Here is a 23,729-nt window from a genome sequence, read left to right on the forward strand (position 1 = left end):
GACATATAGACGTCTAAACGTCAACTTAAGGAATGATAGATTGGCGGAAGAACGCCACAGGGAGAAATAAAATGGGATACACGCACGCCGGTCATATTGATGCACTCAACCAGAACGTGGCTGAGCTATCAGATAATATCAATGTCTCATTTGAGTTTTTTCCACCCAGCTCAGCGCAAATGGAAGAGACATTGTGGAATTCCGTTCACCGTTTAAAAACCCTGCAACCTAAATTTGTTTCTGTGACTTACGGAGCAAACTCTGGCGAGCGCGACCGCACCCATTCGATCATTAAAGAGATTAAAGATCAAACTGGCCTTATTGCAGCACCGCACCTCACTTGCATTGATGCCTCTCGCGATGAGCTGATTCAGATTGCCGATGACTACTGGCACAACGGCATCCAGAACATAGTTGCACTGCGTGGCGATATTCCCGCTGGTGGCGGCAAACCAGAAATGTATGCTTCCGACTTAGTGACTCTACTCAAATCTCGCCATGATTTTGATATTTCTGTCGCGGCATTTCCAGAAGTCCACCCTGAAGCGAAAAGCGCGCAATCCGATCTGGTCAATCTAAAACGCAAAATTGATGCAGGTGCAAACCGCGCAATTACTCAATTCTTTTTTGATGTTGAAAGCTACTTACGATTTCGCGACCGCTGCGTAGCTGCTGGTATTGATGCTGAAATTGTACCGGGCATTCTACCGGTATCAAACTTTAAACAAGCTTCTCGCTTTGCCGCGCAAAACAACGTTAAAGTCCCCGGATGGATGGCGAAACAATTTAATGGATTAGATGATGACCCAACCACACGCCAGCTCGTGGGTGCAAGCCAAGCAATTGACATGGTTCGCATTTTAAGCCGTGAAGGTGTCAAAGACTTCCATTTCTATACGCTCAATCGCGCTGAAATGACCTACGCATTGTGCCATACGTTGGGCGTAAGACCTAAAGCATAAACTTTCTCTGCACTCATAACGCTATTATTAGTAAATGTTGTTCGTGATAAAACGCGATGATTGATTAAAAGTAACGCCGACTTGATGTCGGCGTTGTGGTATCACTTAAGCGAGCAGATTATTCCACGTCGTCCATTTTACCAAGTAAGCTACGAATACGATCTTGCCATGCATTCTGCTCTTGCTCCATTTGTTGCGCTTTTTGCTCAAGCTCTTCACGCGCTACTTTTAGCTCATTCGCTTCATTCACGAGCTGCTGTTTCTCTTCTTTAAGCTCTTCCACTTCCATTTGTAGAAGTGCGATGGTGTCAACTGCGGTTTGAATTTTTGCTTCTAGTAGTTCTAATACTTCAAAAGACATGGTGCATACCCTTAGTTATTCGGTTGAGGTGAACAAAATTTCACTTATTGGTTCATTCTACTCAGCACAGCGCTCAGAAACACTCACTATATGCAAATTTTCTCGCTATTTGGCTAAAAAATCGGCTCAACTTAACAGTCAACTCACTTAAGCGCCAAACCTAGGCTGAAAAACACTTTATCTAGCCATGGATTTGCTCAATTTGAGGCTTAGCTTTGATCAAGTGCAATCCTTGTGAACTAAAAAAGCAAACGTTTACTATTTGATATGCTAAAATTCCCGCCGAAATTTCCTATTCCCTTTTCTTTGGAGCTAGCATGAAACGCGATTTAGCAATGGCATTCTCTCGAGTCACTGAAGGTGCCGCACTGGCAGGTTACAAATGGCTTGGCCGAGGCGATAAAAATGCGGCCGATGGCGCAGCGGTAGAAGTCATGCGCAACCTACTCAATAAAACTGACATCCAAGGTGAAATTGTAATCGGTGAAGGCGAAATTGACGATGCTCCAATGCTCTACATTGGCGAGCTTGTTGGCCTTGGTGGCGATGCGGTTGATATCGCAGTGGATCCTATTGAAGGTACACGCATGACGGCAATGGGCCAGTCAAACGCATTGGCTGTTTTGGCGGCTGGCGAAAAAGGCAGCTTCCTTAAAGCACCTGATATGTACATGGAAAAATTGGTGGTTGGCCCCGGCGCTAAAGGGTGCATTGACCTCAATAAGCCTTTAAAAGAGAATTTAGAAAATATCGCCGCCGCGCTGAATAAACCATTAGACACTCTAGTTGTGATCACCTTAGCGAAACCTCGCCATGATGCCACCATAGCGCAGATGCAAGAGATGGGTGTTCGCGTGTTTGCTGTGCCAGATGGCGATGTCGCCGCCTCGATCCTAACTTGCATGCCTGATAGTGAAGTCGACGTGATGTACTGCATCGGCGGTGCACCTGAAGGAGTGGTTTCAGCCGCGGTCATCCGAGCTCTAGATGGTGACATGCATGGCCGTCTACTACCACGTCATGAAGTCAAAGGCGATACGGAAGAAAACCGCATTTACGGTGCAAAAGAGTTAGCTCGCTGCGCGGAAATGGGTGTCGAAGCTGGCGTAGTGCTGAAAATGGAAGAGATGGCCCGCAGTGATAACGTCATTTTCTCAGCTACTGGTATCACCAAAGGGGATCTGCTGGAAGGTATTACCCGCAAAGGCAACATCGCCACCACAGAAACGCTATTAATTCGTGGCCGCTGTCGTACCATTCGCCGTATTAAATCAATTCACTACTTAGAGCGCAAAGACCCAGAAGTGCGCGCGATCATTTTGTAATCCGCCAGTGCTTTGCTCTGTTTTATTTTAACGACAAAGCATAGAGAGACAAAAAAGACCGCAATGCGGTCTTTTTTACTTAATCACTTTATACCGAGATGGAAGAAGTGGTTAAAACAGCTCTTCAGCCACTTTATACAAATCAGTGCGAACTGGACGCTTCATATTTTCAATTGCGTCGATAATATCGTGGTGAACCAACTGCTCTTTCTGAATACCAACACAACGACCACCGTGGCCATCAAGCAGTAAATGTACTGCAAAATTACCCATGCGTGACGCAAGAACACGGTCAAACGCCGTCGGGCGACCACCGCGTTGAATATGACCCAGCACGGTAGCGCGAGTTTCACGTCCCGTTGCTTTTTCAATTTCTTTCGCCAGTTGGTTAGCATCCATCATCAACTCAGTCAGTGCAATAATGGCGTGTTTCTTACCTTTCTTAATACCGTCTTGAACATTTGCAATCAGTTGCTCCATATTCAGGCCAGTTTCAGGGGTGATGATGTATTCACAACCGCCTGCAATCGCCGACATCAGAGTCAAATCACCGCAATGACGACCCATAATTTCAACAATAGAAATACGTTGATGAGAAGAGGAAGTATCACGTAAACGGTCAATCGCATCGATAACCGTATTCAATGCCGTTAAGTAGCCAATGGTGTAATCGGTACCAGCAATGTCGTTATCAATCGTGCCTGGTAAACCAACGCATGGAAAACCCATTTCGGTCAGCTTTTTCGCACCCATGTAAGAACCGTCACCGCCGATGACAACTAAAGCATCAATACCATGCTTTCTTAGGTTTTCGATCGCTTTTTCACGTACTGCGACTTCACGAAATTCAGGGAAACGCGCAGAACCTAGGAAAGTACCACCTTTATTGATAACGTCAGAAACGCTTGAACGATCCAATTTTTTAATGCGATCTTCATAAAGACCAAGGTAGCCATCGTAAATACCAAATACTTCCAAATCAGCACCGAGTGCCGTACGAACAACACCACGGATTGCTGCGTTCATGCCAGGTGCGTCACCGCCACTAGTCAAAACACCGATCTTCTTAATCATGCTCACCCTCGATTTTTTGGGAACTTAATACTAATTTTTTACGCTGTCCGTTAGCGATAAAACCGACAGCAAAATCTTTCTAATCTGTGCATAATGTTACCTTTCCTAAAGAGGAATACTACTGTTATTTGCACGAAATTATGTAAGTTTGCTACTTATGTAAGAGTATTACAGTTTTGAGTTAATGCTTTGTTGATTCATATCAGAATCAGGCTTATTTATTGTTCTTAAAAAGATAGTTAATAAGCGCGTTTTTGTCGCTACCACCCTTGTGATTTTTGCTTTTTTTCTGGTCCAAACACCACAGAATAAGGATCTTGGTGGATTAATACATCAGCTCCTGGGAAAGCCTCGAGTAGCTTATCTTCCACCTCATCGGAAATGCGATGTGCCTCAATCAAGCGGATATTGTCATCTAGTTCCAGATGTAACTGAATGAATCTTACAGGTCCAGACATGCGAGTTCTTAATTGATGCACACCCAACACACCAGCCACAGAAAGACATTCTGTGCGAATTTGCTTCAATTCCTCATCAGGTAACTTACGATCCAATAAGGTCTGAATGGCCTCTTGTACCATACGAAAAGCACTGTAAAGAATATAAACGCCAATGCCGATCGCAAAGATGGCATCGGCCTGTTTAAAGCCAAACCAGCTCAATATAAGCGCGATCATAATCGCCGCATTCATGAACAGATCGGTTTGGTAATGCAATGAATCCGCGGCAATGGCTTGGCTGCCCGTTTTTTTCACGACATGCTTTTGGAACAACACTAAGCCAAAAGTCACTAGCATTGCAAACAGGCTGACATAAACGCCATATTCAGGAGAAGTTAATTCGTGTGGGCGGAAAAAACGGTCAACCCCATTGAGGATAAGAAAACAGGCCGAGCCTGAAATGAACATCGCTTGGGCAAGAGCCGCAAGCGATTCCGCCTTACCATGACCAAAGGCGTGCTCTTTATCTGCGGGCTGCAGTGCGTAACGCACCACAATTAAATTGACCACGGAAGCGGCAATATCAAGTAAGGAATCAATCAAGGATGCGAGTAGGCTGACCGAGCCAGTAACCCACCAAGCGATCACTTTTACTATCAGCAACAATGAGGCTACAAGGGTTGCTGTCCAGGCAGCAAGCGTAACAAGGCGTGCGTATTCTTGTTTCATATCACTAAAATCAGCTTGAGAATGAGCAGGTAGTATACCTTCTCAAATTAAGAATGAATATGACACAAAAATGAACAGGCCTCACCCGAGGCCTAGTATCAATGATTAGCGGTTATCAATGACTAGCTATTTTTTTTCATGTGCTTAGGACCATTTTCCATGCACTTCTGCATGCGATCTTGTTGTAGCGTTTGCAGTTTTGCTTTTTGTTCCGGAGTTAGCACACTCATCATGTCATGACGTTTTTCTAGCATCTTGACACGGTGAGCGACCTGTTGATCGACCATCTCTTTGGCTAGTTCATTTGCCGCTGCCGCATCAAAGTTCTCAGCGAGCACGAGAGCCTGTACTTTGTCATGGTGCGCTTTCATTTTCGCTTGGCGTTGACCTTTGTGCTCACCCTTCATCGCTTCGCGATTCGCCTCACGCATTCCTTTCAACTTTGCTTGTTGATCAGACGTCAAATCAAGCTGCTGCATCATGCCGCGATCAAAACCGCCACACTCATCATTTGGGCCTTTATGCTGCTCTTTACCACCAAATGCAAAGACGCTTGCTGTGCTAAGAGTCAGAGGAAGTATCACCGCCGCAAGTACTAATTTTTTTGCCATTTTCATCATCTATTCCTTCACTAAGTGGATTCTAACAAGCTGTATTCACAGCGCTTGAGTGTAGAATAGGGCCTGTACGGTAAAGCAACGTATAGTGAGCGTAAAGAATCGTAAAGAGCTTACCGCTCACTGAATATCTTGCCTATTTCGCAGTAAACTGTACCCATAACTTCCCCAACGACGAGGCGACACATGGCGCATATTCTTCTGATTGATGATGATACTGAGCTCACCAGCTTACTAAAAGAAGTCTTGAGCTATGAAGGCTTCGATGTCTCTGAAGCGAATGATGGAGAGAGCGGGCTCGCGGCCATTCATGATCGCATTGATCTTGTCTTACTCGATGTAATGATGCCTAAACTTAATGGGATGGAAACGCTGAAAAAGTTACGTGAAAACTGGCATACCCCGGTATTAATGCTCACCGCCAAAGGAGAGGAGATCGATCGCGTCATCGGTCTAGAACTCGGCGCGGATGACTATTTACCGAAGCCTTTCAGTGACCGAGAGCTGCTGGCACGCATTCGCGCGATTTTGCGCCGAACCCAAACCAGCAATGGCACCAAACATAATGAAGTCATTGAGTGCCAAGATATTCAAGTATACCCCAGCAAGCAGGAAGCCTATTGCCAAGGGCAATTGCTGGACCTTACCACCACGGAATTTGCCTTGCTGACTCATTTTGTGCAAAACCCAGGCGAAACCTTAACTAAAGAAGCGCTCAGCCTTGATGTTCTAGGAAAACGGTTGGCGGCCTTTGACCGCGCGATTGATATGCACGTCTCGAATTTACGCAAGAAATTACCTGAGCGTGTCGATGGTAAATCACGGATTAAAACGCTGCGTGGTCGTGGCTACCTCATGATTCTGGAGGATTAATGCGCCTACCTAAAATCAACAGCCTTTATGGCAGAATTTTTGCCATTTTTTGGTTTACGATGCTGCTGGTGCTGATCGCAGTATTAGCACTGCCGCACCTTGATCCTCGTAAAACCCGTGATATACCTAGCGATGAATACCAACGTCTTACACACTTAAAACAAAAAATAGAGAGTATGTTTAAAGATGAGCATGAACTCACACGCATCCTCTTTCGTTTAGAAAGTAGCAGCAACAAGCGTGGTGAAGGGCACATGCGCGAGAAGAACGGCACTCCACAATTCTTTATCACAACGCCAGATGGCACAATTCTCACCACCAAAACTCAAGCCGACTTTAAGTTTAAAGCACTCCAAAATTTCGTGACCAGCATTGAATCCATTGATAAGCCACAACAGAAGCTCTATGGCCGTTATATGATTTCAGGTCCATTACCAATTACCCTTGCTAAGCAAGATCTACTCATGTTTGTCGGTATTCGCTGGAATGAGCCCCCTCCGTTCTTATTGCAACTATTCGACCGTCCGTTCGGCCTACTGCTTGCCGTGATGCTCGTCAGTACACCACTACTCTTATGGCTCGCATGGGCATTGAGTCAACCCGCCAGCCGCCTCGAGCAAGCCGCCAAACGGGTCGCTCGCGGCGAATTTGTGGTCGACCCAAGCTTAGAAAAAGGCACCAGTGAATTTCGCCAAGCAGGAAAAAGCTTTAACCAAATGGTAGAAGCCGTCAATCAGATGATTTCTGGCCAGCAGCGATTGCTGTCGGATATTTCACACGAGCTGCGCTCCCCTTTAACTCGACTGAGAATGGCCAATGCACTTGCCACTCGAAAACAAGGTAGCAGCTCAGAATTGGAGCGGATCGACACCGAAGCACAGCGTTTAGAGCAGATGATCGGTGAACTTCTGACGCTTTCGCGTATGCAAACCAATAGCCATCTCAGCCGAGAAACTCAACCGCTATCCAGTTTATGGGAGGAATTATTGAGTGATGCCCAATTTGAGGCCGAGCAGATGGAAAAAAGACTCACCTATAATGCGATTCCACCGCACACGATTTCCGGCACACCAAAACTGCTGATGAGCGCATTGGAAAACATTGTGCGTAACGCCATTTACTATGGCAAAGATGAAATCAATATTACCTTTTCGGTCGAAAAAGGCAGACTATCGGTTTGCGTGGAAGACAATGGTGAAGGCGTTCCCGAAAACGAGTTAGACGATATTTTCCGCCCCTTTTATCGTGTTTCCACTGCGCGTGATAGGCACAGTGGTGGTACAGGGTTAGGTTTAGCCATCACCGAAAGTGCCATTCGTCAACACAGCGGTACGATTCACGCAAGTCGCAGCCAATTAGGTGGGTTAAAAGTACAATTCACGCTCCCATTGGATAGTTAAATTCCACTTATGCCTATATTGCCAAATAACGGGTGACTTGTACTCAATAGGCTCGTCACCTTATACTTCCGGCCCACACTCCTTAAGAGCAGCTATACCATGTTTGATATCGCACTTTACGAACCTGAAATCGCCCCTAATACCGGAAATATTATTCGCTTGTGTGCCAATTGCGGCGCTAATTTGCATCTTATTGAACCGCTGGGTTTTGATCTAGAAGAGAAGAAAGTGCGCCGTGCAGGGCTTGATTACCACGATTTAGCGCGCGTAACGCGTCATGCCAACTTGGATGCCTTTATAGACTACCTCAATGCAGAGCGCGAAACGTACCGGATTTTTGCTTGTACCACTAAAACCACGGGGCACCACGTCGATGCGCAGTTTCAAAAAGGAGATGTGTTGATGTTTGGCCCAGAAACTCGTGGATTACCAGCGCAAGTCATCGAAAGCCTACCGATGACACAACGTATTCGTATTCCGATGATGGCAGAAGCTCGCAGTTTAAATCTCTCTAATGCGGTCGCTATTATTGCGTTTGAAGCGTGGCGTCAAATGGGCTTTGAAGGTGCGCAATAACAGCGCTAGTGTTCTAAAACGGTAGGAAGATAAATCACCAAATAGCAAAAAGGCCGCCTAGGCGACCTTTTTATTAATTCTAGATATTAGGCTAGATTACAGAACAGTTACTTGAGCTGCTTGTAGGCCTTTTTGACCGTTTTCTACATTGAAAGACACTTTTTGGCCTTCAATTAGAGTTTTGAAACCGTCAGAAGCGATTGCATTGAAGTGTACGAACACGTCAGCGCCGCCGTTATCTTGAGTAAGGAAGCCGAAACCTTTAGTTTCGTTAAACCATTTTACAGAACCAGTTGTTTTGTTAGACATAATGTGTCCCTTTTATTTAAATTCATAAAGTTATCGCGCTTATGCGCAATGCACTGATAGATTGAATTATTTAATGTTACTAATAAGGTAAGGGAAACACTGAGGACATCAACTTTTACGATGGGATTCTGAGAATTTACTTTTACTTTTATTTTTTGTTTCATTAATAACCCCTGAACAACAGAGCGAGGTAACTATATTCGCTAACGTTGCACTAAGCAATCTATTTCGGCATTTAATTTTTACAACTCAAAACAATAGAGTAAGAAACACCATAAAAAGTCTTTTATTTCAGCCTATTATGTTCATCATCTTTACGTTCAAATTCACCTTCGAAGGTTTTTCCCGTTTCAGATGGTTCAAAGTCACGATCAAATGGGGCTTTGTTATGACGGCTATCATCAAACTGCGCCTGAAAACGGCCTGATACACCATTCACCACCACTTTATTCATCAAATAGTTGGCAAGCAAAGCCCGAGGCGCAGGCAATAACACCACCATACCAAGTGCATCGGTCAAAAAACCCGGTACTAAAAGTAGCACACCCGCCACCGCCAGCATCACGCCCTCAATAATTTGCTGCGCAGGTAGCTCACCTTGGTGCAAACGGTGTTGAACGCTAAGTAAAGTTTGTATCCCTTGACTACTAACCAATGATGCACCAACAAATGCCGTAATCAGCACCAAGGCGATAGTTGGCCACATACCTAGCAAGCTGCCTACTTGGATAAAGAGACCAATTTCAATGATTGGCACAAAAATAAAAGCCAGAAGTAAGATTGGAAACACACGCCCTCCTTTGTTTATTGCTCTCACCTTACCGTCAACCACAGGCGACTACAACACTCAACGCTCAATCAAAGAGCACCACCTCGCAGCCTAAATGACTAAATAGAGCCAGTATCTATCTTAAAATAGACCGAATATTGGCTCTATCTGAAATCCATTCATTCGCTCATTTTGCTAACAAAACCTGAACAAATCTCATACCACACAGACAAATCCAACCGCCGGCATCACAACTATTTATCAACGCGATAACTGTTTTTAAAACCTAAAAATAACGCATGTGAGTGCGTATCAAATTTTCATAAAATATTGACCTAAAAGGTGATCCACTTACTATTTTTTAAATCTAGGTTGAGTATGATGTGCCACAGAAGTCAGGACGGATTTTCCAGCCTAAAATTCTGACGAATGGATTCTTAAACTGCAGAAATGGCTAATAATTTCACTAATTATCAGAATAATTCTCTAAGGATCCTGTTATGGCTACCCTATCAGAAACGACAGCTGCTACAGCTAACTCGGCCACTCGTATCGAAGAAGATCTATTAGGTCAACGTCACGTTCCTGCTGACGCGTATTACGGCATTCATACACTGCGCGCTATCGAAAACTTTAATATTTCAAAATCAACCATTTCTGATGTGCCTGAATTTGTACGCGGTATGGTGATGACCAAAAAAGCCGCCACGCTAGCCAACAAAGAGCTCGGCGTCATTCCAAGCCAAGTGGCTAATTACATCCTCCAAGCGTGTGACTTGATCCTAGAAACAGGTAAGTGCATGGATCAATTTCCGTCAGACGTATACCAAGGCGGCGCCGGTACTTCTGTCAATATGAACACCAACGAAGTGATCGCAAACCTTGCTCTGGAATTGATGGGTAAAGAAAAGGGTCAGTACGAATTCATCAACCCCAATGACCACGTTAATAAAAGCCAATCAACCAACTGTGCTTACCCTACTGGTTTCCGCATTGCGGTATACAACAGCATCCTGAAACTGATTGATTCTATTGCCTATCTAAAAGGTGCGTTTGAGCTAAAAAGCCAAGAGTTCTCTGGCATTTTGAAAATGGGTCGTACTCAATTGCAAGACGCCGTACCGATGACCGTAGGTCAAGAGTTCCGCGCTTGGGCGGTCACCATTAATGAAGAGATCCGCAACCTAGAGTACACCTCTAAACTGCTGCTTGAGATTAACCTTGGCGCAACAGCGATCGGTACTGGCCTGAATGCGGCACCGGGATATCAAGCGGCGGCAGTGAAACACCTTGCTGCGGTGACAGGCTTAGCTGTGGTACCAGCGGAAGATTTAATTGAAGCAACCTCTGACTGCGGTGCTTATGTTATGGCGCACGGCGCGCTAAAACGCCTTGCTGTGAAACTCTCTAAAATCTGTAATGACTTGCGTCTTCTTTCATCTGGCCCTCGCGCGGGTCTAAACGAGTTGAACCTACCTGAATTGCAAGCTGGGTCTTCCATCATGCCTGCAAAAGTAAACCCTGTGGTGCCTGAAGTGGTCAACCAAGTGTGCTTTAAAGTACTTGGTAACGACAACACTATTTCCTTTGCCGCAGAAGGTGGCCAATTACAGCTAAACGTGATGGAACCTGTGATTGCACAAAGCATGTTTGAGTCAATTGAAATTCTTTCAAACGCCTGCATAAACCTTCGTGACAAGTGTGTTGACGGCATCACTGTCAATAAAGAAGTGTGTGAAGCTTACGTATTCAACTCTATCGGTATCGTGACTTACCTTAACCCATATATTGGCCACCATGAAGGTGACATCGTGGGTAAAATTTGTGCGGAAACGGGTAAGAGCGTACGTGAAGTGGTGCTTGAGCGAGGCTTACTCACCGCCGAAGAGCTCGATGACATCTTGTCCGTCGAAAACTTTATGCGCCCTCAGTACAAAGCGAAACGCTACGAATAATCAAAAAAGGCTCTGATTCAGAGCCTTTTTACTTTCTACAAGTTATTAAGTGAGAAAAAATTGCGTTACATCATGGCGCAAAGCATACCGTTCAATATCGCTGAGCCTGTAGAATGACCCTATTTTTCATTATCTTTAGGAGTATAAGATGTTCTTAATTGAGTTCCTTATCGTATTAGGATGTATCCTAATTGGTGCAAGGATTGGTGGTATTGGGCTTGGTGTGATGGGCGGTATTGGCCTTGCTGTACTGAGCTTTGGATTTGGCATGCAACCAACCAGCCCACCGATTGATGTGATGTTGATGATCATGGCCGTGGTTGCAGCAGCAGCCTCAATGCAAGCGGCTGGCGGTTTAGATTATTTGATCAAAATTGCCACTAACATTTTGCATAAAAACCCTCGCCACATCACTTTCATCGCCCCTTTGGTAACTTACTTTTTTACAATGATGGCTGGTACAGGTCACGTGGCCTATTCAGTACTGCCCGTTATTGCTGAAGTGAGCCGTCGCAGTGGTATTCGTCCAGAACGTCCTTTAGGCATGGCGGTGATCGCGTCACAATTTGCGATTGTAGCTAGCCCAATTGCGGCCGCCGTCGTGGCGTTAGTCGCCTTCTTAGAACCACAAGGCATCACGCTAACGGATGTGTTGATGATCACCATCCCAAGTACCATTCTTGGTTTGGCTTGCGCGTGCTTATTCGTCAATAAAATCGGTGTTGAGCTGAAAGACGACCCAGAATATCAACGTCGCTTGCAAGACCCAGAATTTCGCGCAGAGATGGAACAAGAAGTATCGATTGCTGATATTCAAATCACGCCACAAGCGAAAAAATCGGTCGGGCTATTTTTGTTCGGTGCCATTGTAGTGGTGGTGATGGGTGCATTGCCTAGCTTGCGCCCACAATTTAACGGCTCAGCCATGGGGATGGCGCACACGATTGAAATCGTGATGCTGTCTATCGCGGCGCTGATCATTTTACTGTGCAAACCTGACGGCAACGCCATCAGCCAAGGTTCCGTATTCCATGCAGGTATGCGTGCTATCGTGGCGATCTTCGGTATCGCTTGGTTAGGTGACACCTTCATTGCTGGCCATGGTGCCATGGTCAAAGAAGCGGTCTCTGGCTTAGTGGAAGTCGCACCATGGACATTCGCGTTCGCGTTATTTGCTCTGTCGGTGATGGTCAATAGCCAAGGCGCAACAACAGCCGTGTTAGTCCCTGTTGCAATAACCTTGGGTTTGCCACCAGCCATTATTATTGCGGTTTTCGTTGCCGTTAACGGTTACTTCTTCATTCCAAACTACGGCCCTATCATCGCATCTATCGACTTTGACCGGACTGGTACCACTCGTATTGGTAAGTATATTTTCAACCACAGCTTTATGCTCCCTGGCTTGTTAAGCATGGTGTTTAGTATTGGTTTTGGTTTGTTGTTCTCCAATATTTTGATGTAATCTCTACTATTGTTATAAGGGAGCTTTGGCTCCCTTTTTATTTGTTACGTATAAAATATTGATACATATCAATAAAGCAATAAATAATTACTTCTCTTCATTCATTCAGCTTAATGAATAAAATTTCAATATATTTACCCTACAACGATTATCCGCCTATCTCCATGTCTTCGAATAAAAAGCGTAAGAATATAATTCCATTATTTACACTCAATTACCCTAAATTAAATTCCCTAAAAAAATGGTGTGTAACTCGGTACTATTTTTTTGTGAAGCAAGACAAAGTTACGCTTTAAAACTCACCTTAGAATTTATACAGATATCTGAGCAAGTGAGCATTTATGTTCACTTAATAATAATTAAAACTTTTCATTTAACGTATTTAATTGAAGTTCCAATAACTTTTTATTCTTTCACCCCTAATAGATAATATTTTAATGGGCTGGAAGACTGAAGAACATTAGCCGCTGAACACACTCAGAATCTCGTTGTTCTCTGAGTGTAAGGAGATCGCTATGACAACCCAAACTGTATCCACGGAACCTAAAGGTGGCTTCTTTGCTAACTTTAAGTTTCCTTCCGCTTACACCATCCTTTTCATTCTAATTGCTCTTGTGGCCCTTTTAACCTGGATTGTGCCTGCCGGTCAGTATCAGCGCACCATGAATGAAGAACTGGGCAAAGAAGTGCCTATTGCGGGAACTTATCAACACGCAGAAGGTAACCCACAAGGGGTGATCGATGTGTTGATGGCACCGATTGACGGCTTTTATGACCACAACAGCTACGAAGCTGCCGCGATTGACGTGTCTCTGTTCATTTTGGTCATTGGTGGCTTTTTGGGCCTAGTGACCAAAACAGGTGCGATTGATGCGGGCATTGAACGCGTAACAGCGCGGCTTGAAGGGCGTGAAGAGTTGATGATACCCATCCTGATGGCGCTGTTTGCCGCAGGCGGTACGATTTACGGTATGGCGGAAGAATCCTTACCTTTCTACACCTTACTCGTACCTGTGATGATGGCCGCTCGTTTTGACCCACTGGTTGCCGCCGCTACCGTACTGCTTGGCGCGGGTATTGGTACGCTGGGCTCCACTATCAACCCGTTTGCCACCGTAATTGCGGCCAACGCAGCGGGCATTCCGTTTACTGATGGCATCATGTTGCGCTTAGCAATGTTAGCTGTCGGTTGGGTTATCTGTGTACTGTACGTGATGCGCTACGCGAAAATGGTGCAAGCAGATCAAAGCAAATCGATTGTGTACGACAAGTACGAAGAGAACAAAGCTCACTTCCTTGGCAACCAAAGTGGAGAGAAACTCGAATTCACCGCCACCCGCAAAGTTATTTTGACCATTTTCGCGGCCGCTTTTGGCGTGATGATTTATGGGGTATCTGTTGCTGGATGGTGGATGGCTGAGATCTCAGCGATGTTCTTGGGTGCAACCATCATTATCGGTTTAATTGCTCGTATGAGTGAAGAGGAATTCACCACCAGCTTTATTGATGGTGCACGAGACCTATTAGGCGTAGCGCTGATCATTGGTATCGCACGCGGCATTGTGGTGATCATGGACCGCGGGATGATCACCGACACTATTTTGTTCTCAGCCGAGCAAATGGTTACTGGCCTTTCATCCGTCATTTTTATTAACGTAATGTATTTACTGGAAATTCTTCTCTCTTTCCTTGTACCTTCGTCTTCTGGCCTTGCGGTATTAACCATGCCCATCATGGCTCCATTGGCTGACTTTGCAGGCGTTGGCCGCGACCTTGTCGTCACGGCTTACCAATCGGCTTCAGGGATAGTCAACCTCATCACGCCAACCTCTGCGGTAGTGATGGGCGGCTTAGCAATTGCTCGTGTACCTTATGTTCGCTGGGTGAAATGGGTCGCACCACTGTTAGGCATATTGTGCGTATTCATTATGCTATCTCTCAGCCTAGGTGCGATGCTATAGCGCCAAACTGATGAACGATATGTCGTAGGTAAAAACCGCGCCACACCCTTTAAAAGCCGCATGATTGCGGCTTTTTTATTGGCAGGCCGACTTAGGCTCATTGGCTGCGCAGCTACCCAGTTCTAAACATGATACGTTAGCCAAATCAGGAAGTGATGGCTTTCAACGTCGTTAGATAACCATTAGTTTTGATGGCTATTTTTTTATAGCAATCGGCTGGGATAAATAACCACTTTTGGTGACTAAATAAAACGCGGCCTATATTCCTTTATCACCAAATTCAGATCGCCTGCTATGTCATCTCTCATTTTCCGTCCTCTATTACGCCCATTCAGACAAAACATCTACATTAGAAAGCCTGCGTGAGATCAAGTTTTATTAAGAAAGTTATGTTAACACAGCCCATTTCTTCGACTCACATTCAACTATATACCCTTTTCAAGTGCATATTCTTAACCCATTCGATGAATTATCGATGTGTTTTTGGTGCATAAAATTCCCAACCAAAATACCGAGCCTATATGGAGTAGTGCTGCGTGAGATTTAAATTGAATGAACATCCATAAAAAAAGCAGTAATAAATATGACACTCACAATATAAACACTGCATAAACATTGTTAAAAAACTATTATTTTCGCCGAATTTCAATATAAATCATTCTGTGATGGACCTCTAAGAACATATACAGACCAAGGGTAATATTAATTGCAGAACAAAGAAGTGAATAAATAAATTCATACTGAATTCCCTACAAAAATAATTATGTATTTATCCAGAACAAGTTGAATTTAATGTCAAAAATATAACGGCATAAATGCATATAAATTAAGAGAGATACTATTATGAGTAAGTTATATGTTGGTTCTGAAATTGGTCAATTACGTCGAGTTCTTGTTCACCGCCCAAGACGCTCACTCACTCACTTAACACCATCCAACTGTCACGACCTTTTGTTTGATGATGTCTTGGCCGTAGAGCGTGCGGGGAAAGAGCATGATGCGTTCACACAAACGCTACGTGACCAAGGTGTTGAAGTTTTACTGCTGACCGATCTATTAGCCGACACGCTAGCGGTTCCCGTCGCAAAAGAGTGGCTGCTTACTCAACAAGTATCGGATTACCGCCTTGGCAAAACATTTGCGAATGACGTGCGCTGCTACCTCAGCGATCTGCCAAACCTTGAATTGGCAAAAATCCTGACAGGTGGTTTGTCTTACGCTGAAATGCCAATGAAATCCTCTTCAATGATGCAAGGCTTGCATGCACCAACCGATTTCATTATTGAACCACTGCCAAACCATCTATTTACTCGCGATACGTCTTGCTGGGTATACGGTGGCGTGTCAATCAACCCGATGGCAAAACCTGCACGTCAACGTGAAACCAACCATGTGCGTGCGATTTACCGCTGGCATCCAAGCTTTGCGGGCCAAGACTTCATTAAATACTTCGGTGATGACGAGAGCATTAATTACGATAATTCAACCATTGAAGGTGGCGACGTTCTTGTGATTGGCAAAGGTGCGGTACTGATTGGTATGTCTGAGCGCACCACAGCGCAAGGTGTTGAACACTTAGCTGCGGGCCTATTTAAACATGGCCAAGCGAAGCAAATCATTGCGATGGAACTACCAAAACACCGCTCTTGCATGCACTTAGATACCGTCATGACACACATGCGTGAAGACACCTTCTCTGTTTACCCAGAAGTAGTACGCAAGGATGTGAAATGCTGGAGCCTCACAGGCGATGAGTCTGGTGCCGTGAACGTCAAAGAAGAAGGTTACTTCGTTACCGCCATCGAAAAAGCACTTGGCGTTGACAAGCTCAACCTAATCACAACGGGCGGTGACAACTTCAACGCAGAACGTGAACAGTGGAACGATGCAAACAATGTCCTAACCGTCAAACCTGGCGTAGTGATTGGCTATGAAGGCAACACCTATACCAATGAAAAATACGACAAAGCAGGCATCACTGTTCTGTCTATTCCTGGTGACGAATTGGGCCGTGGCCGTGGCGGCGCACGCTGCATGAGCTGCCCAATTGAGCGTGACGGTATCTAGCCCTTAGGTTAATCAAATGGGTTGAGGCAAATTTCCTCTGCACGCCTCAACCCACCTTAGAAGAGATAGAATTATGAGCAAACAAACTGTTGTTGTTGCATTAGGTGGAAACGCGCTACTTCGTCGTGGTCAGCCATTAGAAGCAGATGTTCAACGTCGCAACATTGAAATTGCAGTCAAAACCATTTCCGAAATAGCCAAACACTATAACGTGGTGCTGGTGCATGGCAATGGCCCTCAAGTTGGCCTACTAGCACTACAAGGTCTCGAATACAAAAAAGTAGCGCCGTACCCACTCGACGTATTGGGCAGTGAAACTCAAGGGATGATTGGCTACATGTTGATGCAAGAGTTCAAAAACATGCTGCCTGAACGCAACATTTCGTGCATGTTGACCCAAATGATGGTCGACCCGAAAGACCCTGCATTTGCCAACCCAACCAAACCGATTGGCCCAGTTTATCAAGAAGCAGAAGCGCGTGAATTGGCTGAGAAATACCACTGGACAGTCAAGCCCGACGGCCAATATTTCCGCCGTGTGGTTCCGAGCCCTCAACCAATAGGCATCGTCGAACATGATGCGATTTCCCAGCTTATCAGTGCCGGTCATTTAGTGATTTGCACTGGTGGTGGCGGTATTCCAGTCAAACGTGAAAACGGCAAATTAGTCGGTGTAGAAGCAGTGATCGATAAAGACATGTCTGCTGCCTTTCTTGCCAAACAATTGAACGCCGACGCGCTGCTCATTTTGACCGATGCTGACGCCGTTTACCTTGATTGGGGTAAACCAACCCAACATGCGCTGCGCAGCACAACGCCAAGCGAGCTTGCCAACTATCAATTTGATGCTGGTTCTATGGGGCCAAAAATTGAAGCCTCGTGCGAATTCATTCAACAAGGCGGGAAAGTCGTTGGGATCGGCGCGTTAGAAGATGGCCTACGCATCTTAGAAGGCACAGCAGGTACCAATATCACGCGTGACTAACACATTGTTTTTAAAATCTATTTTATAAACCGAATCTGTTTTTAACTTTAAACAAATAGTAACGCTTTCTTCCACCCTCTCATCAGAAGCAAGCGTTGCAAATGAGGAAAAGATCATGGCTTTTAACTTACGCAATCGTAACTTTCTAAAACTTCTTGATTTCACTCCACGCGAAATCCAGCACCTATTGGATCTATCACTTGAGCTGAAAAAAGCCAAATACAACGGTTATGAGCAGCCTCGTCTCAAAGGCAAAAACATTGCACTTATCTTTGAAAAAACCTCAACTCGCACTCGCTGTGCATTCGAAGTAGCGGCGTTTGACCAAGGTGCTCAAGTCTCCTACTTAGGCCCATCAGGTTCACAAATTGGCCACAAAGAGTCGATGAAAGATACCGCGCGCGTCTTAGGCCGCATGTATGACGGCATCGAATATCGCGGCTTTGGTCAAGAGATCGTTGAAGAGCTTGGTGCCTACGCTGGCGTACCAGTATGGAACGGCTTAACTGACGAATTCCACCCAACACAAATTTTGGCTGATTTCCTTACCATGATCGAACATGGCCGTGGCAAACGCCTCCATGAAATGAAATTTGCCTACCTCGGTGATGCACGCAACAACATGGGTAACTCCTTGATGGTGGGCGCTGCGAAAATGGGCATGGACATTCGCCTTGTTGCACCAAAAGCGTTCTGGCCAACCGAAGAATTAGTCGCGGAATGTCGCACTATTGCAAAGCAAACAGGCGCGAAAATTACGCTTACAGATGATGTTCAAGAAGGCGTTCAAGGCTGTGATTTCCTTTACACCGATGTTTGGGTATCGATGGGCGAAGCGAAAGAAGCATGGGCAGAGCGCATTGAATTGATGCTGCCTTACCAAGTGAACATGGCAATGCTAAAAGCCACTGGTAACCCACATGTGAAATTCATGCACTGCTTGCCTGCTTTCCACGGCGAAGATACCACCGTTGGCAAAGAGCTTGCGAAAAACTACCCAGTGCTTGCCAAAGGCGTTGAAGTGACCGATGAAGTGATTGAATCTGAGCATTCCATCGTGTTCGATGAAGCTGAAAACCGCATGCACACCATCAAAGCCGTGATGGTGGCCACCTTAGGTAACTAACTTAGGTAACGAATAGTAGATAATGAATCGCCTACATTCATCTCTTTGATGTTGAATCGATGCGAGCTTGAATAAAGCTCGCATTTTTTTTCAGTCAATAACACTCACAAATCGCGCTTATGCTTTAGCTGTAAACGCGTAGTAAATAACATCGAAATCAAGCTAATTTCGCATAAAAATCCATTTTCTGGATATTTTCCAAAGAGTATTGCCAGCGTGTTTTTTGTCCGTATAATCCTTCGCAATTTGTCTAAACGGAGCAGAAAATGAACCGCAGCACTCCCCATCAACGCCATCCATTACACCCGGCGCCGGTCGAGTTAGCTGTTTTGTTTTTCTGTTCTGAACGTTATTGAAGCCTCCTATTTTAGGGGGCTTTTTTTTAAGCAAAATTTCGCAAAGGCTAGTAGCCAAAGCGAACCATACAGAGGGAAGACACGTTATGGCGCATTCGTTATTTAACAAGCACATCATTTCCATTCCAGAACTGAGCCGCGCGGAACTGGAGCTGATTGTTGAAACTGCAACAAGGCTTAAAGCGGAACCAAACCCTGAACTTCTCAAAAATAAAGTGGTGGCAAGCTGCTTCTTTGAACCTTCTACACGTACCCGTTTGTCGTTTGAAACGGCAGTGCAGCGCCTAGGCGGCACAGTGATTGGTTTTGATAATGGCGGCAATACGTCACTTGCCAAGAAAGGGGAAACCTTAGCTGACTCGGTGCAAGTTATTTCCTCTTATGTCGATGCATTTGTCATGCGCCACCCACAAGAAGGCGCTGCACGTTTAGCCTCTGAGTTTTCCAACGGCGTTCCCGTAGTCAACGGTGGCGATGGTGCTAACCAGCATCCCACTCAAACCTTGCTCGATCTGTTTTCCATTTATGAAACGCAAGGCAGGCTCGATAACCTTAACGTCGCGTTCGTCGGCGACTTAAAATATGGCCGCACCGTCCATTCGCTCACCCAAGCCTTATCGAAATTCAACAATGTACGTTTCTTTTTTATCGCCCCAGAAGTGCTGGCGATGCCGGATTACATTTGCGAAGAGCTCTCAGAGGCTGGCATTACGTTTAGTTTGCACGCCAGCATTGAAGAGGTCGTGCCTGAACTGGATGTGCTGTACATGACGCGCGTACAAAAAGAGCGCTTTGATGCATCCGAATACGCACATATGAAATCGGCTTACATCTTAACCGCAGAAACATTAAAAGAAGCGCGCCACAATTTAAAAGTGCTGCACCCACTGCCTCGGGTCGATGAAATCACCACCGATGTCGATAAAACACCTTACGCCTACTATTTCCAACAAGCCGAAAACGGCGTTTATGCGCGTGAAGCTTTATTAGCCCTTGTTCTTAACCCAACCTTATAAGTAGGAGATAACATCATGGTAAAAGAGACCCAATTACAAGTTGAAGCGATTCGTAACGGTAGCGTGATTGACCATATCCCTGCCAACCTTGGGATCAAAATTCTCTCTTTGTTTAAGTTAAATGAAACCAATCAACGTGTGACGATTGGCCTAAACCTACCCTCTTCTGCGTTAGGTAATAAAGATCTGATTAAAATAGAAAACCTTTATCTCACCAAAGAGCAAGCGAACCAATTAGCACTGTATGCCCCGAAAGCCACCGTCAATCAAATTGAAGAGTATAAAGTGGTCAACAAACTGACCCTCACTTTGCCAGAGAGAATTGACAGCGTATTTCGTTGCCCAAACAGCAACTGCATCTCTCATGGCGAGCCTGTCGAGAGCCGCTTTAAAGTGCAACTCAAACAAGAGAATGTGCATCTCAAATGCCACTATTGTGAGAAAGTATTCTCGCGCGAAATCATGACTGAACGTTGCTAAAACAGCACTAAGCGCGCATCCATCGCGTTTACAGCCCTGCCAGCCTCCAGCGTCCTAACTCGGCGCTGGACCAACTTACGAATCTTGCATATTTCCGTGCATATTATTCCATCAAATCAACATAAAACGCCAAAAATCAATCGGTAATCTAGTTTATTATTTGGTGATCCCCCGCAAAAAGCGACACATTGATTAATGTTAAGCTACAGGCATCAATCATAATCCCCCACCACTTATAGAGGGGAAAAGAGCAATGCTCAACCGTTGCGCCATTGGCGTTAAACATAACGTGAACTCACACTCTATGGCTTTGGGAGTGTGCTGGCATGGTAAGGATCACCGATACCCCAGACGCAGTAGCGTGTATAAAAGGAACCGCCCGTGAACAGAAAAATCCCCCACGGCGCAATGCAAACCGATGACAAAACGTTAGCTTCCGCTTGTAAAAAAATCCTACAACAACAAAGTTTTGCTAACCAAAATGAGCTACGACTCAGGCTAATAGAGCTCGGCTACGAAGGCATTAGCCAATCCACTGTGTCACGCTTGCTTTCCCAACTTGGTGTGGTGAAAGTGCAAAATGCGTGCGGGAAAAAAGTGTACTGCATTACGGTCGAAACCGCGCCAGTGCGTGTTGAGTCATCTATCGCCTCACAAATTGAGTTTATCACTCACAATCAATCCACTGTGGTGGTGAAAACTCATCCTGGAAGTGCTCAATTGGTCGCGCGATTGGTTGATATTGATCCCCACACTGAGATTTTAGGAACGGTCGGTGGTAATGACACTGTGCTTATTATTCCCAAAGACATCAATAATATTGAAGCGTGTGAAGCGGTGGTGAAAACTCGCCTAGGTGTCGCTTAACTCCCATCGCCCAGCCAAGTGAGGTCCACAACCTCACTTGGCTTTTCTCGCTTCACTGCCTCATCAACGACGTTTTTTCCATCACTGTGAAACTTATTGCGCCGAAAAGCGGTCTGATTGGGTTAAGATGACACTCACCTAATGAAGACTCGATTTTTGTATGCGCCTACTCTTTTCCTTTGTACTGCTAGCTCTGCTGACACTTTCCCAACCTGCGTTGGCGGTCTTTGGCAATGACAATCCATTCAATAGTGGTAACAACCTCGGTTTGGCCTCAGCCGACAATCAATTTGTCCCAGTTGACCAAGCGTTTCCTTTTCATGCCGAGCAGCAAGGTAAGCAGGTTTTCTTAGATTGGCAGGTCAAGCAGGGCTATTACCTCTACCAAGATCGGATCAGTATCAGCGCCGAAAATGCACAGCTTGGTGAAATCGAGATGCTCGATGGTCAGCCATATCACGATGAATTTTTTGGTGATGTGAAGATTTATACTGAGCCACTGTTTGTCGACATACCGCTCCTCAGTGCAGCAGCGAACGCCAAATTAATTATCCAGTACCAAGGGTGTGCAAAAGCGGGCTTTTGCTATCCACCAGAAACGCGAATTATCGACCTTCAAGCTGTGGCAAGCGATACTGGCTCTGACAACAACACGGCGGCCAATATGGCGAAAAGCAAAACAGATTCGCCAAAAGCGCCCGTGGCTGAACAAGACGGGCTAGCAAACCGCCTCGCCGATTCTTGGTGGACACCGCTGCTCTTTTTAGCACTTGGCGTTGGCCTAGCCTTTACCCCTTGTGTACTCCCTATGTACCCGATCCTCACCAGTATCGTGCTTGGCCGTGGCCAACTTTCACCACGGCGCGCGTTGATTTTATCGTTTATTTACGTGCAAGGTATGGCGCTCACTTATACCGTACTTGGCCTAGTCGTCGCTTCGGCTGGGTTACAATTTCAAGCCGCGATGCAGCACCCTTATGTACTGATTGGCCTCAGTACCCTATTTGTGCTACTCGCCCTGTCGATGTTTGGCGTTTATACCTTACAACTGCCAAGCAAAGTGCAGACGTGGCTAAACAGCCTGAGTAATAAGCAGCAAGGCGGGAACAGTCTTGGCGTGTTTGCCATGGGCGCGATTTCCGGTTTGGTTTGCTCACCGTGCACCACCGCGCCTCTTTCTGGCGCGCTGCTGTATGTCGCGCAAAGTGGCGACCTATTCACGGGGGCGATTGCACTGTATGCCTTAGCAATGGGCATGGGGATTCCGCTGATTTTGGTCGCCGTGTTTGGTAACAAACTACTCCCCAAAGCCGGTGGCTGGATGGAGAGAGTCAAAACACTATTTGGCTTTATTTTACTGGCTGCGCCGATCTTCTTACTTGAACGCTTATTGCCACCAGTGTGGTCAACGGCGCTCTGGTCCGCGCTTGGGATCGTCGCGTTTGGTTGGCTCTATCATTGTAAAAACAGCTTGCCGTTTGGTGGCTGGAAACAGAGCATGGTTGGCATTATTGCGGTATTGGGTCTGTTTGCTTCAGCGCAACCCGCACTGGATGTGTGGTTTAAGCCAGAACAAACCAACCTAGCAAGCCGTAGCCATATCGAGTTCATTCGGGTGAATAATATTGCCGAGCTCAACTTGCAGTTGAGCCAAGCCAAATTAGCAGGTAAACCCGTCATGCTCGATTTCTACGCCGACTGGTGCGTGGCGTGTAAAGAGTTTGAAAAATACACTTTCCATCAGCAAGAGGTCGCGCAGAAACTGCAAAACTTTGTGCTATTGCAAGCGGACGTCACCAAAAATCAGCCACAAGATATTGAGCTGCTCAAGGCGATGAACGTGCTAGGGTTACCGACGATTGATTTTTGGAATGCGCAAGGTGAACGCGTTTCAAACGCACGTATCAGCGGTTTTATGCCAGCCGATCGCTTTTTAGCACACCTCATCGCCCACCAGCTTTAAGGTACCCGTTATTGCCGCCTGTTTGAGCAAGCCATTGCAACAGTCGGCAATAATGG

At 45.6% G+C, this 23,729-nt stretch carries 21 protein-coding genes; 15 read left to right on the top strand and 6 right to left on the bottom strand.

Annotated features, from left to right (window positions below; translation table 11 throughout):
- Positions 1–71: 71 nt before the first annotated feature.
- A complete protein-coding gene (gene metF, locus DD616_RS06110) occupies positions 72–962 on the top strand; it encodes a methylenetetrahydrofolate reductase (RefSeq protein ID WP_017043191.1) in 891 nt (296 codons plus the stop codon).
- A 118-nt stretch (positions 963–1,080) separates the two neighbouring features.
- Here the strand turns inward: metF and zapB are convergent, their stop codons facing one another.
- Positions 1,081–1,323 carry a cell division protein ZapB gene (gene zapB, locus DD616_RS06115; protein WP_010318338.1) on the bottom strand — a complete coding sequence of 81 codons (243 nt, stop codon included), beginning with the start codon at positions 1,321–1,323 and terminating at the stop codon, positions 1,081–1,083.
- 317 nt (positions 1,324–1,640) lie between these two features.
- Between zapB and glpX the strand changes: the two genes are divergently transcribed.
- Positions 1,641–2,648 (top strand): class II fructose-bisphosphatase, encoded by a 1,008-nt coding sequence (gene glpX, locus DD616_RS06120; protein WP_013855841.1) that lies wholly within the window; start codon positions 1,641–1,643, stop codon positions 2,646–2,648.
- A 111-nt stretch (positions 2,649–2,759) separates the two neighbouring features.
- On the opposite strand, the gene pfkA is transcribed toward glpX, so the two are convergent.
- The 3 genes from pfkA to DD616_RS06135 all read right to left on the bottom strand — a co-directional run bounded on the left by pfkA (position 2,760) and on the right by DD616_RS06135 (position 5,511).
- On the bottom strand, positions 2,760–3,722 hold the full coding sequence (pfkA, locus tag DD616_RS06125) for a 6-phosphofructokinase (protein ID WP_026027886.1): 963 nt from the start codon (positions 3,720–3,722) through the stop codon (positions 2,760–2,762).
- A 260-nt stretch (positions 3,723–3,982) separates the two neighbouring features.
- Positions 3,983–4,891, bottom strand: coding sequence for a CDF family cation-efflux transporter FieF (gene fieF, locus DD616_RS06130; RefSeq protein ID WP_010318335.1), 909 nt, complete (start codon positions 4,889–4,891; stop codon positions 3,983–3,985).
- A gap of 122 nt (positions 4,892–5,013) precedes the next feature.
- Positions 5,014–5,511, bottom strand: coding sequence for a CpxP family protein (locus DD616_RS06135; protein ID WP_017049227.1), 498 nt, complete (start codon positions 5,509–5,511; stop codon positions 5,014–5,016).
- A 183-nt stretch (positions 5,512–5,694) separates the two neighbouring features.
- On the opposite strand from DD616_RS06135, the gene DD616_RS06140 reads away from it, so the two are divergent.
- The 3 genes from DD616_RS06140 (at position 5,695) to trmL (ending at position 8,357) form a co-directional block, all read left to right on the top strand.
- On the top strand, positions 5,695–6,381 hold the full coding sequence (locus tag DD616_RS06140) for a response regulator (RefSeq protein ID WP_013855837.1): 687 nt from the start codon (positions 5,695–5,697) through the stop codon (positions 6,379–6,381).
- Positions 6,381–7,781: an envelope stress sensor histidine kinase CpxA gene (gene cpxA / locus DD616_RS06145; protein WP_013855836.1), complete on the top strand. Its 1,401-nt coding sequence runs from the start codon at positions 6,381–6,383 to the stop codon at positions 7,779–7,781. Before DD616_RS06140 ends, cpxA begins: the two co-directional genes overlap by 1 nt.
- 99 nt (positions 7,782–7,880) lie before the next feature.
- Positions 7,881–8,357 carry a tRNA (uridine(34)/cytosine(34)/5-carboxymethylaminomethyluridine(34)-2'-O)-methyltransferase TrmL gene (gene trmL, locus DD616_RS06150; RefSeq protein WP_170888863.1) on the top strand — a complete coding sequence of 159 codons (477 nt, stop codon included), beginning with the start codon at positions 7,881–7,883 and terminating at the stop codon, positions 8,355–8,357.
- 96 nt (positions 8,358–8,453) lie between these two features.
- On the opposite strand, the gene cspE is transcribed toward trmL, so the two are convergent.
- Both cspE and DD616_RS06160 read right to left on the bottom strand, forming a co-directional pair.
- Positions 8,454–8,666, bottom strand: a complete 213-nt coding sequence (gene cspE / locus DD616_RS06155; RefSeq protein WP_013855834.1) for a transcription antiterminator/RNA stability regulator CspE — start codon at positions 8,664–8,666, stop codon at positions 8,454–8,456.
- Positions 8,667–8,952: 286 nt separating this feature from the next.
- Positions 8,953–9,456: an FxsA family protein gene (locus tag DD616_RS06160; RefSeq protein ID WP_306307611.1), complete on the bottom strand. Its 504-nt coding sequence runs from the start codon at positions 9,454–9,456 to the stop codon at positions 8,953–8,955.
- A gap of 479 nt (positions 9,457–9,935) precedes the next feature.
- Between DD616_RS06160 and aspA the strand changes: the two genes are divergently transcribed.
- From aspA to DD616_RS06210, 10 genes are all read left to right on the top strand, one after another.
- The gene (gene aspA, locus DD616_RS06165) at positions 9,936–11,390 is read left to right on the top strand and encodes an aspartate ammonia-lyase (RefSeq protein WP_017042195.1); all 1,455 of its coding nucleotides are present in this window, start codon (positions 9,936–9,938) and stop codon (positions 11,388–11,390) included.
- Positions 11,391–11,538: 148 nt separating this feature from the next.
- Entirely contained in the window at positions 11,539–12,852 is a 1,314-nt protein-coding gene (locus tag DD616_RS06170; protein ID WP_017042196.1) for an anaerobic C4-dicarboxylate transporter family protein, read from the top strand.
- Positions 12,853–13,367: 515 nt separating this feature from the next.
- Entirely contained in the window at positions 13,368–14,813 is a 1,446-nt protein-coding gene (locus DD616_RS06175; protein WP_026027156.1) for a YfcC family protein, read from the top strand.
- 843 nt (positions 14,814–15,656) lie between these two features.
- Entirely contained in the window at positions 15,657–16,880 is a 1,224-nt protein-coding gene (arcA, locus tag DD616_RS06180; RefSeq protein WP_017046788.1) for an arginine deiminase, read from the top strand.
- Positions 16,881–16,953: 73 nt separating this feature from the next.
- Positions 16,954–17,865: a carbamate kinase gene (gene arcC / locus DD616_RS06185; protein WP_013855827.1), complete on the top strand. Its 912-nt coding sequence runs from the start codon at positions 16,954–16,956 to the stop codon at positions 17,863–17,865.
- 115 nt (positions 17,866–17,980) lie between these two features.
- Entirely contained in the window at positions 17,981–18,991 is a 1,011-nt protein-coding gene (locus DD616_RS06190) for an ornithine carbamoyltransferase (protein WP_013855826.1), read from the top strand.
- Between the two features lie 442 nt (positions 18,992–19,433).
- Entirely contained in the window at positions 19,434–20,363 is a 930-nt protein-coding gene (gene pyrB / locus DD616_RS06195) for an aspartate carbamoyltransferase (protein WP_088721358.1), read from the top strand.
- A gap of 15 nt (positions 20,364–20,378) precedes the next feature.
- Positions 20,379–20,843: an aspartate carbamoyltransferase regulatory subunit gene (gene pyrI, locus DD616_RS06200; protein WP_017042201.1), complete on the top strand. Its 465-nt coding sequence runs from the start codon at positions 20,379–20,381 to the stop codon at positions 20,841–20,843.
- Between the two features lie 408 nt (positions 20,844–21,251).
- The gene (locus DD616_RS06205) at positions 21,252–21,710 is read left to right on the top strand and encodes an arginine repressor (protein WP_088718009.1); all 459 of its coding nucleotides are present in this window, start codon (positions 21,252–21,254) and stop codon (positions 21,708–21,710) included.
- 160 nt (positions 21,711–21,870) lie between these two features.
- Positions 21,871–23,673, top strand: a complete 1,803-nt coding sequence (locus DD616_RS06210; RefSeq protein ID WP_208872068.1) for a protein-disulfide reductase DsbD — start codon at positions 21,871–21,873, stop codon at positions 23,671–23,673.
- The last annotated feature ends 56 nt before the right edge of the window (positions 23,674–23,729 follow it).

This window comes from Vibrio anguillarum (genome assembly GCF_003390515.1).
Classification (GTDB): Bacteria; Pseudomonadota; Gammaproteobacteria; order Enterobacterales; family Vibrionaceae; genus Vibrio; species Vibrio anguillarum.

What these genes read in the sequence shown, in the direction of transcription:
- metF (WP_017043191.1), top strand. Translation starts at nt 72, where the DNA reads ATGGGATACACGCACGCCGGTCATATTGATGCACTCAACCAGAACGTG.
- zapB (WP_010318338.1), bottom strand. Translation starts at nt 1,323, where the DNA reads ATGTCTTTTGAAGTATTAGAACTACTAGAAGCAAAAATTCAAACCGCA.
- glpX (WP_013855841.1), top strand. Translation starts at nt 1,641, where the DNA reads ATGAAACGCGATTTAGCAATGGCATTCTCTCGAGTCACTGAAGGTGCC.
- pfkA (WP_026027886.1), bottom strand. Translation starts at nt 3,722, where the DNA reads ATGATTAAGAAGATCGGTGTTTTGACTAGTGGCGGTGACGCACCTGGC.
- fieF (WP_010318335.1), bottom strand. Translation starts at nt 4,891, where the DNA reads ATGAAACAAGAATACGCACGCCTTGTTACGCTTGCTGCCTGGACAGCA.
- DD616_RS06135 (WP_017049227.1), bottom strand. Translation starts at nt 5,511, where the DNA reads ATGATGAAAATGGCAAAAAAATTAGTACTTGCGGCGGTGATACTTCCT.
- DD616_RS06140 (WP_013855837.1), top strand. Translation starts at nt 5,695, where the DNA reads ATGGCGCATATTCTTCTGATTGATGATGATACTGAGCTCACCAGCTTA.
- cpxA (WP_013855836.1), top strand. Translation starts at nt 6,381, where the DNA reads ATGCGCCTACCTAAAATCAACAGCCTTTATGGCAGAATTTTTGCCATT.
- trmL (WP_170888863.1), top strand. Translation starts at nt 7,881, where the DNA reads ATGTTTGATATCGCACTTTACGAACCTGAAATCGCCCCTAATACCGGA.
- cspE (WP_013855834.1), bottom strand. Translation starts at nt 8,666, where the DNA reads ATGTCTAACAAAACAACTGGTTCTGTAAAATGGTTTAACGAAACTAAA.
- aspA (WP_017042195.1), top strand. Translation starts at nt 9,936, where the DNA reads ATGGCTACCCTATCAGAAACGACAGCTGCTACAGCTAACTCGGCCACT.
- DD616_RS06170 (WP_017042196.1), top strand. Translation starts at nt 11,539, where the DNA reads ATGTTCTTAATTGAGTTCCTTATCGTATTAGGATGTATCCTAATTGGT.
- DD616_RS06175 (WP_026027156.1), top strand. Translation starts at nt 13,368, where the DNA reads ATGACAACCCAAACTGTATCCACGGAACCTAAAGGTGGCTTCTTTGCT.
- arcA (WP_017046788.1), top strand. Translation starts at nt 15,657, where the DNA reads ATGAGTAAGTTATATGTTGGTTCTGAAATTGGTCAATTACGTCGAGTT.
- arcC (WP_013855827.1), top strand. Translation starts at nt 16,954, where the DNA reads ATGAGCAAACAAACTGTTGTTGTTGCATTAGGTGGAAACGCGCTACTT.
- DD616_RS06190 (WP_013855826.1), top strand. Translation starts at nt 17,981, where the DNA reads ATGGCTTTTAACTTACGCAATCGTAACTTTCTAAAACTTCTTGATTTC.
- pyrB (WP_088721358.1), top strand. Translation starts at nt 19,434, where the DNA reads ATGGCGCATTCGTTATTTAACAAGCACATCATTTCCATTCCAGAACTG.
- pyrI (WP_017042201.1), top strand. Translation starts at nt 20,379, where the DNA reads ATGGTAAAAGAGACCCAATTACAAGTTGAAGCGATTCGTAACGGTAGC.
- DD616_RS06205 (WP_088718009.1), top strand. Translation starts at nt 21,252, where the DNA reads ATGCAAACCGATGACAAAACGTTAGCTTCCGCTTGTAAAAAAATCCTA.
- DD616_RS06210 (WP_208872068.1), top strand. Translation starts at nt 21,871, where the DNA reads ATGCGCCTACTCTTTTCCTTTGTACTGCTAGCTCTGCTGACACTTTCC.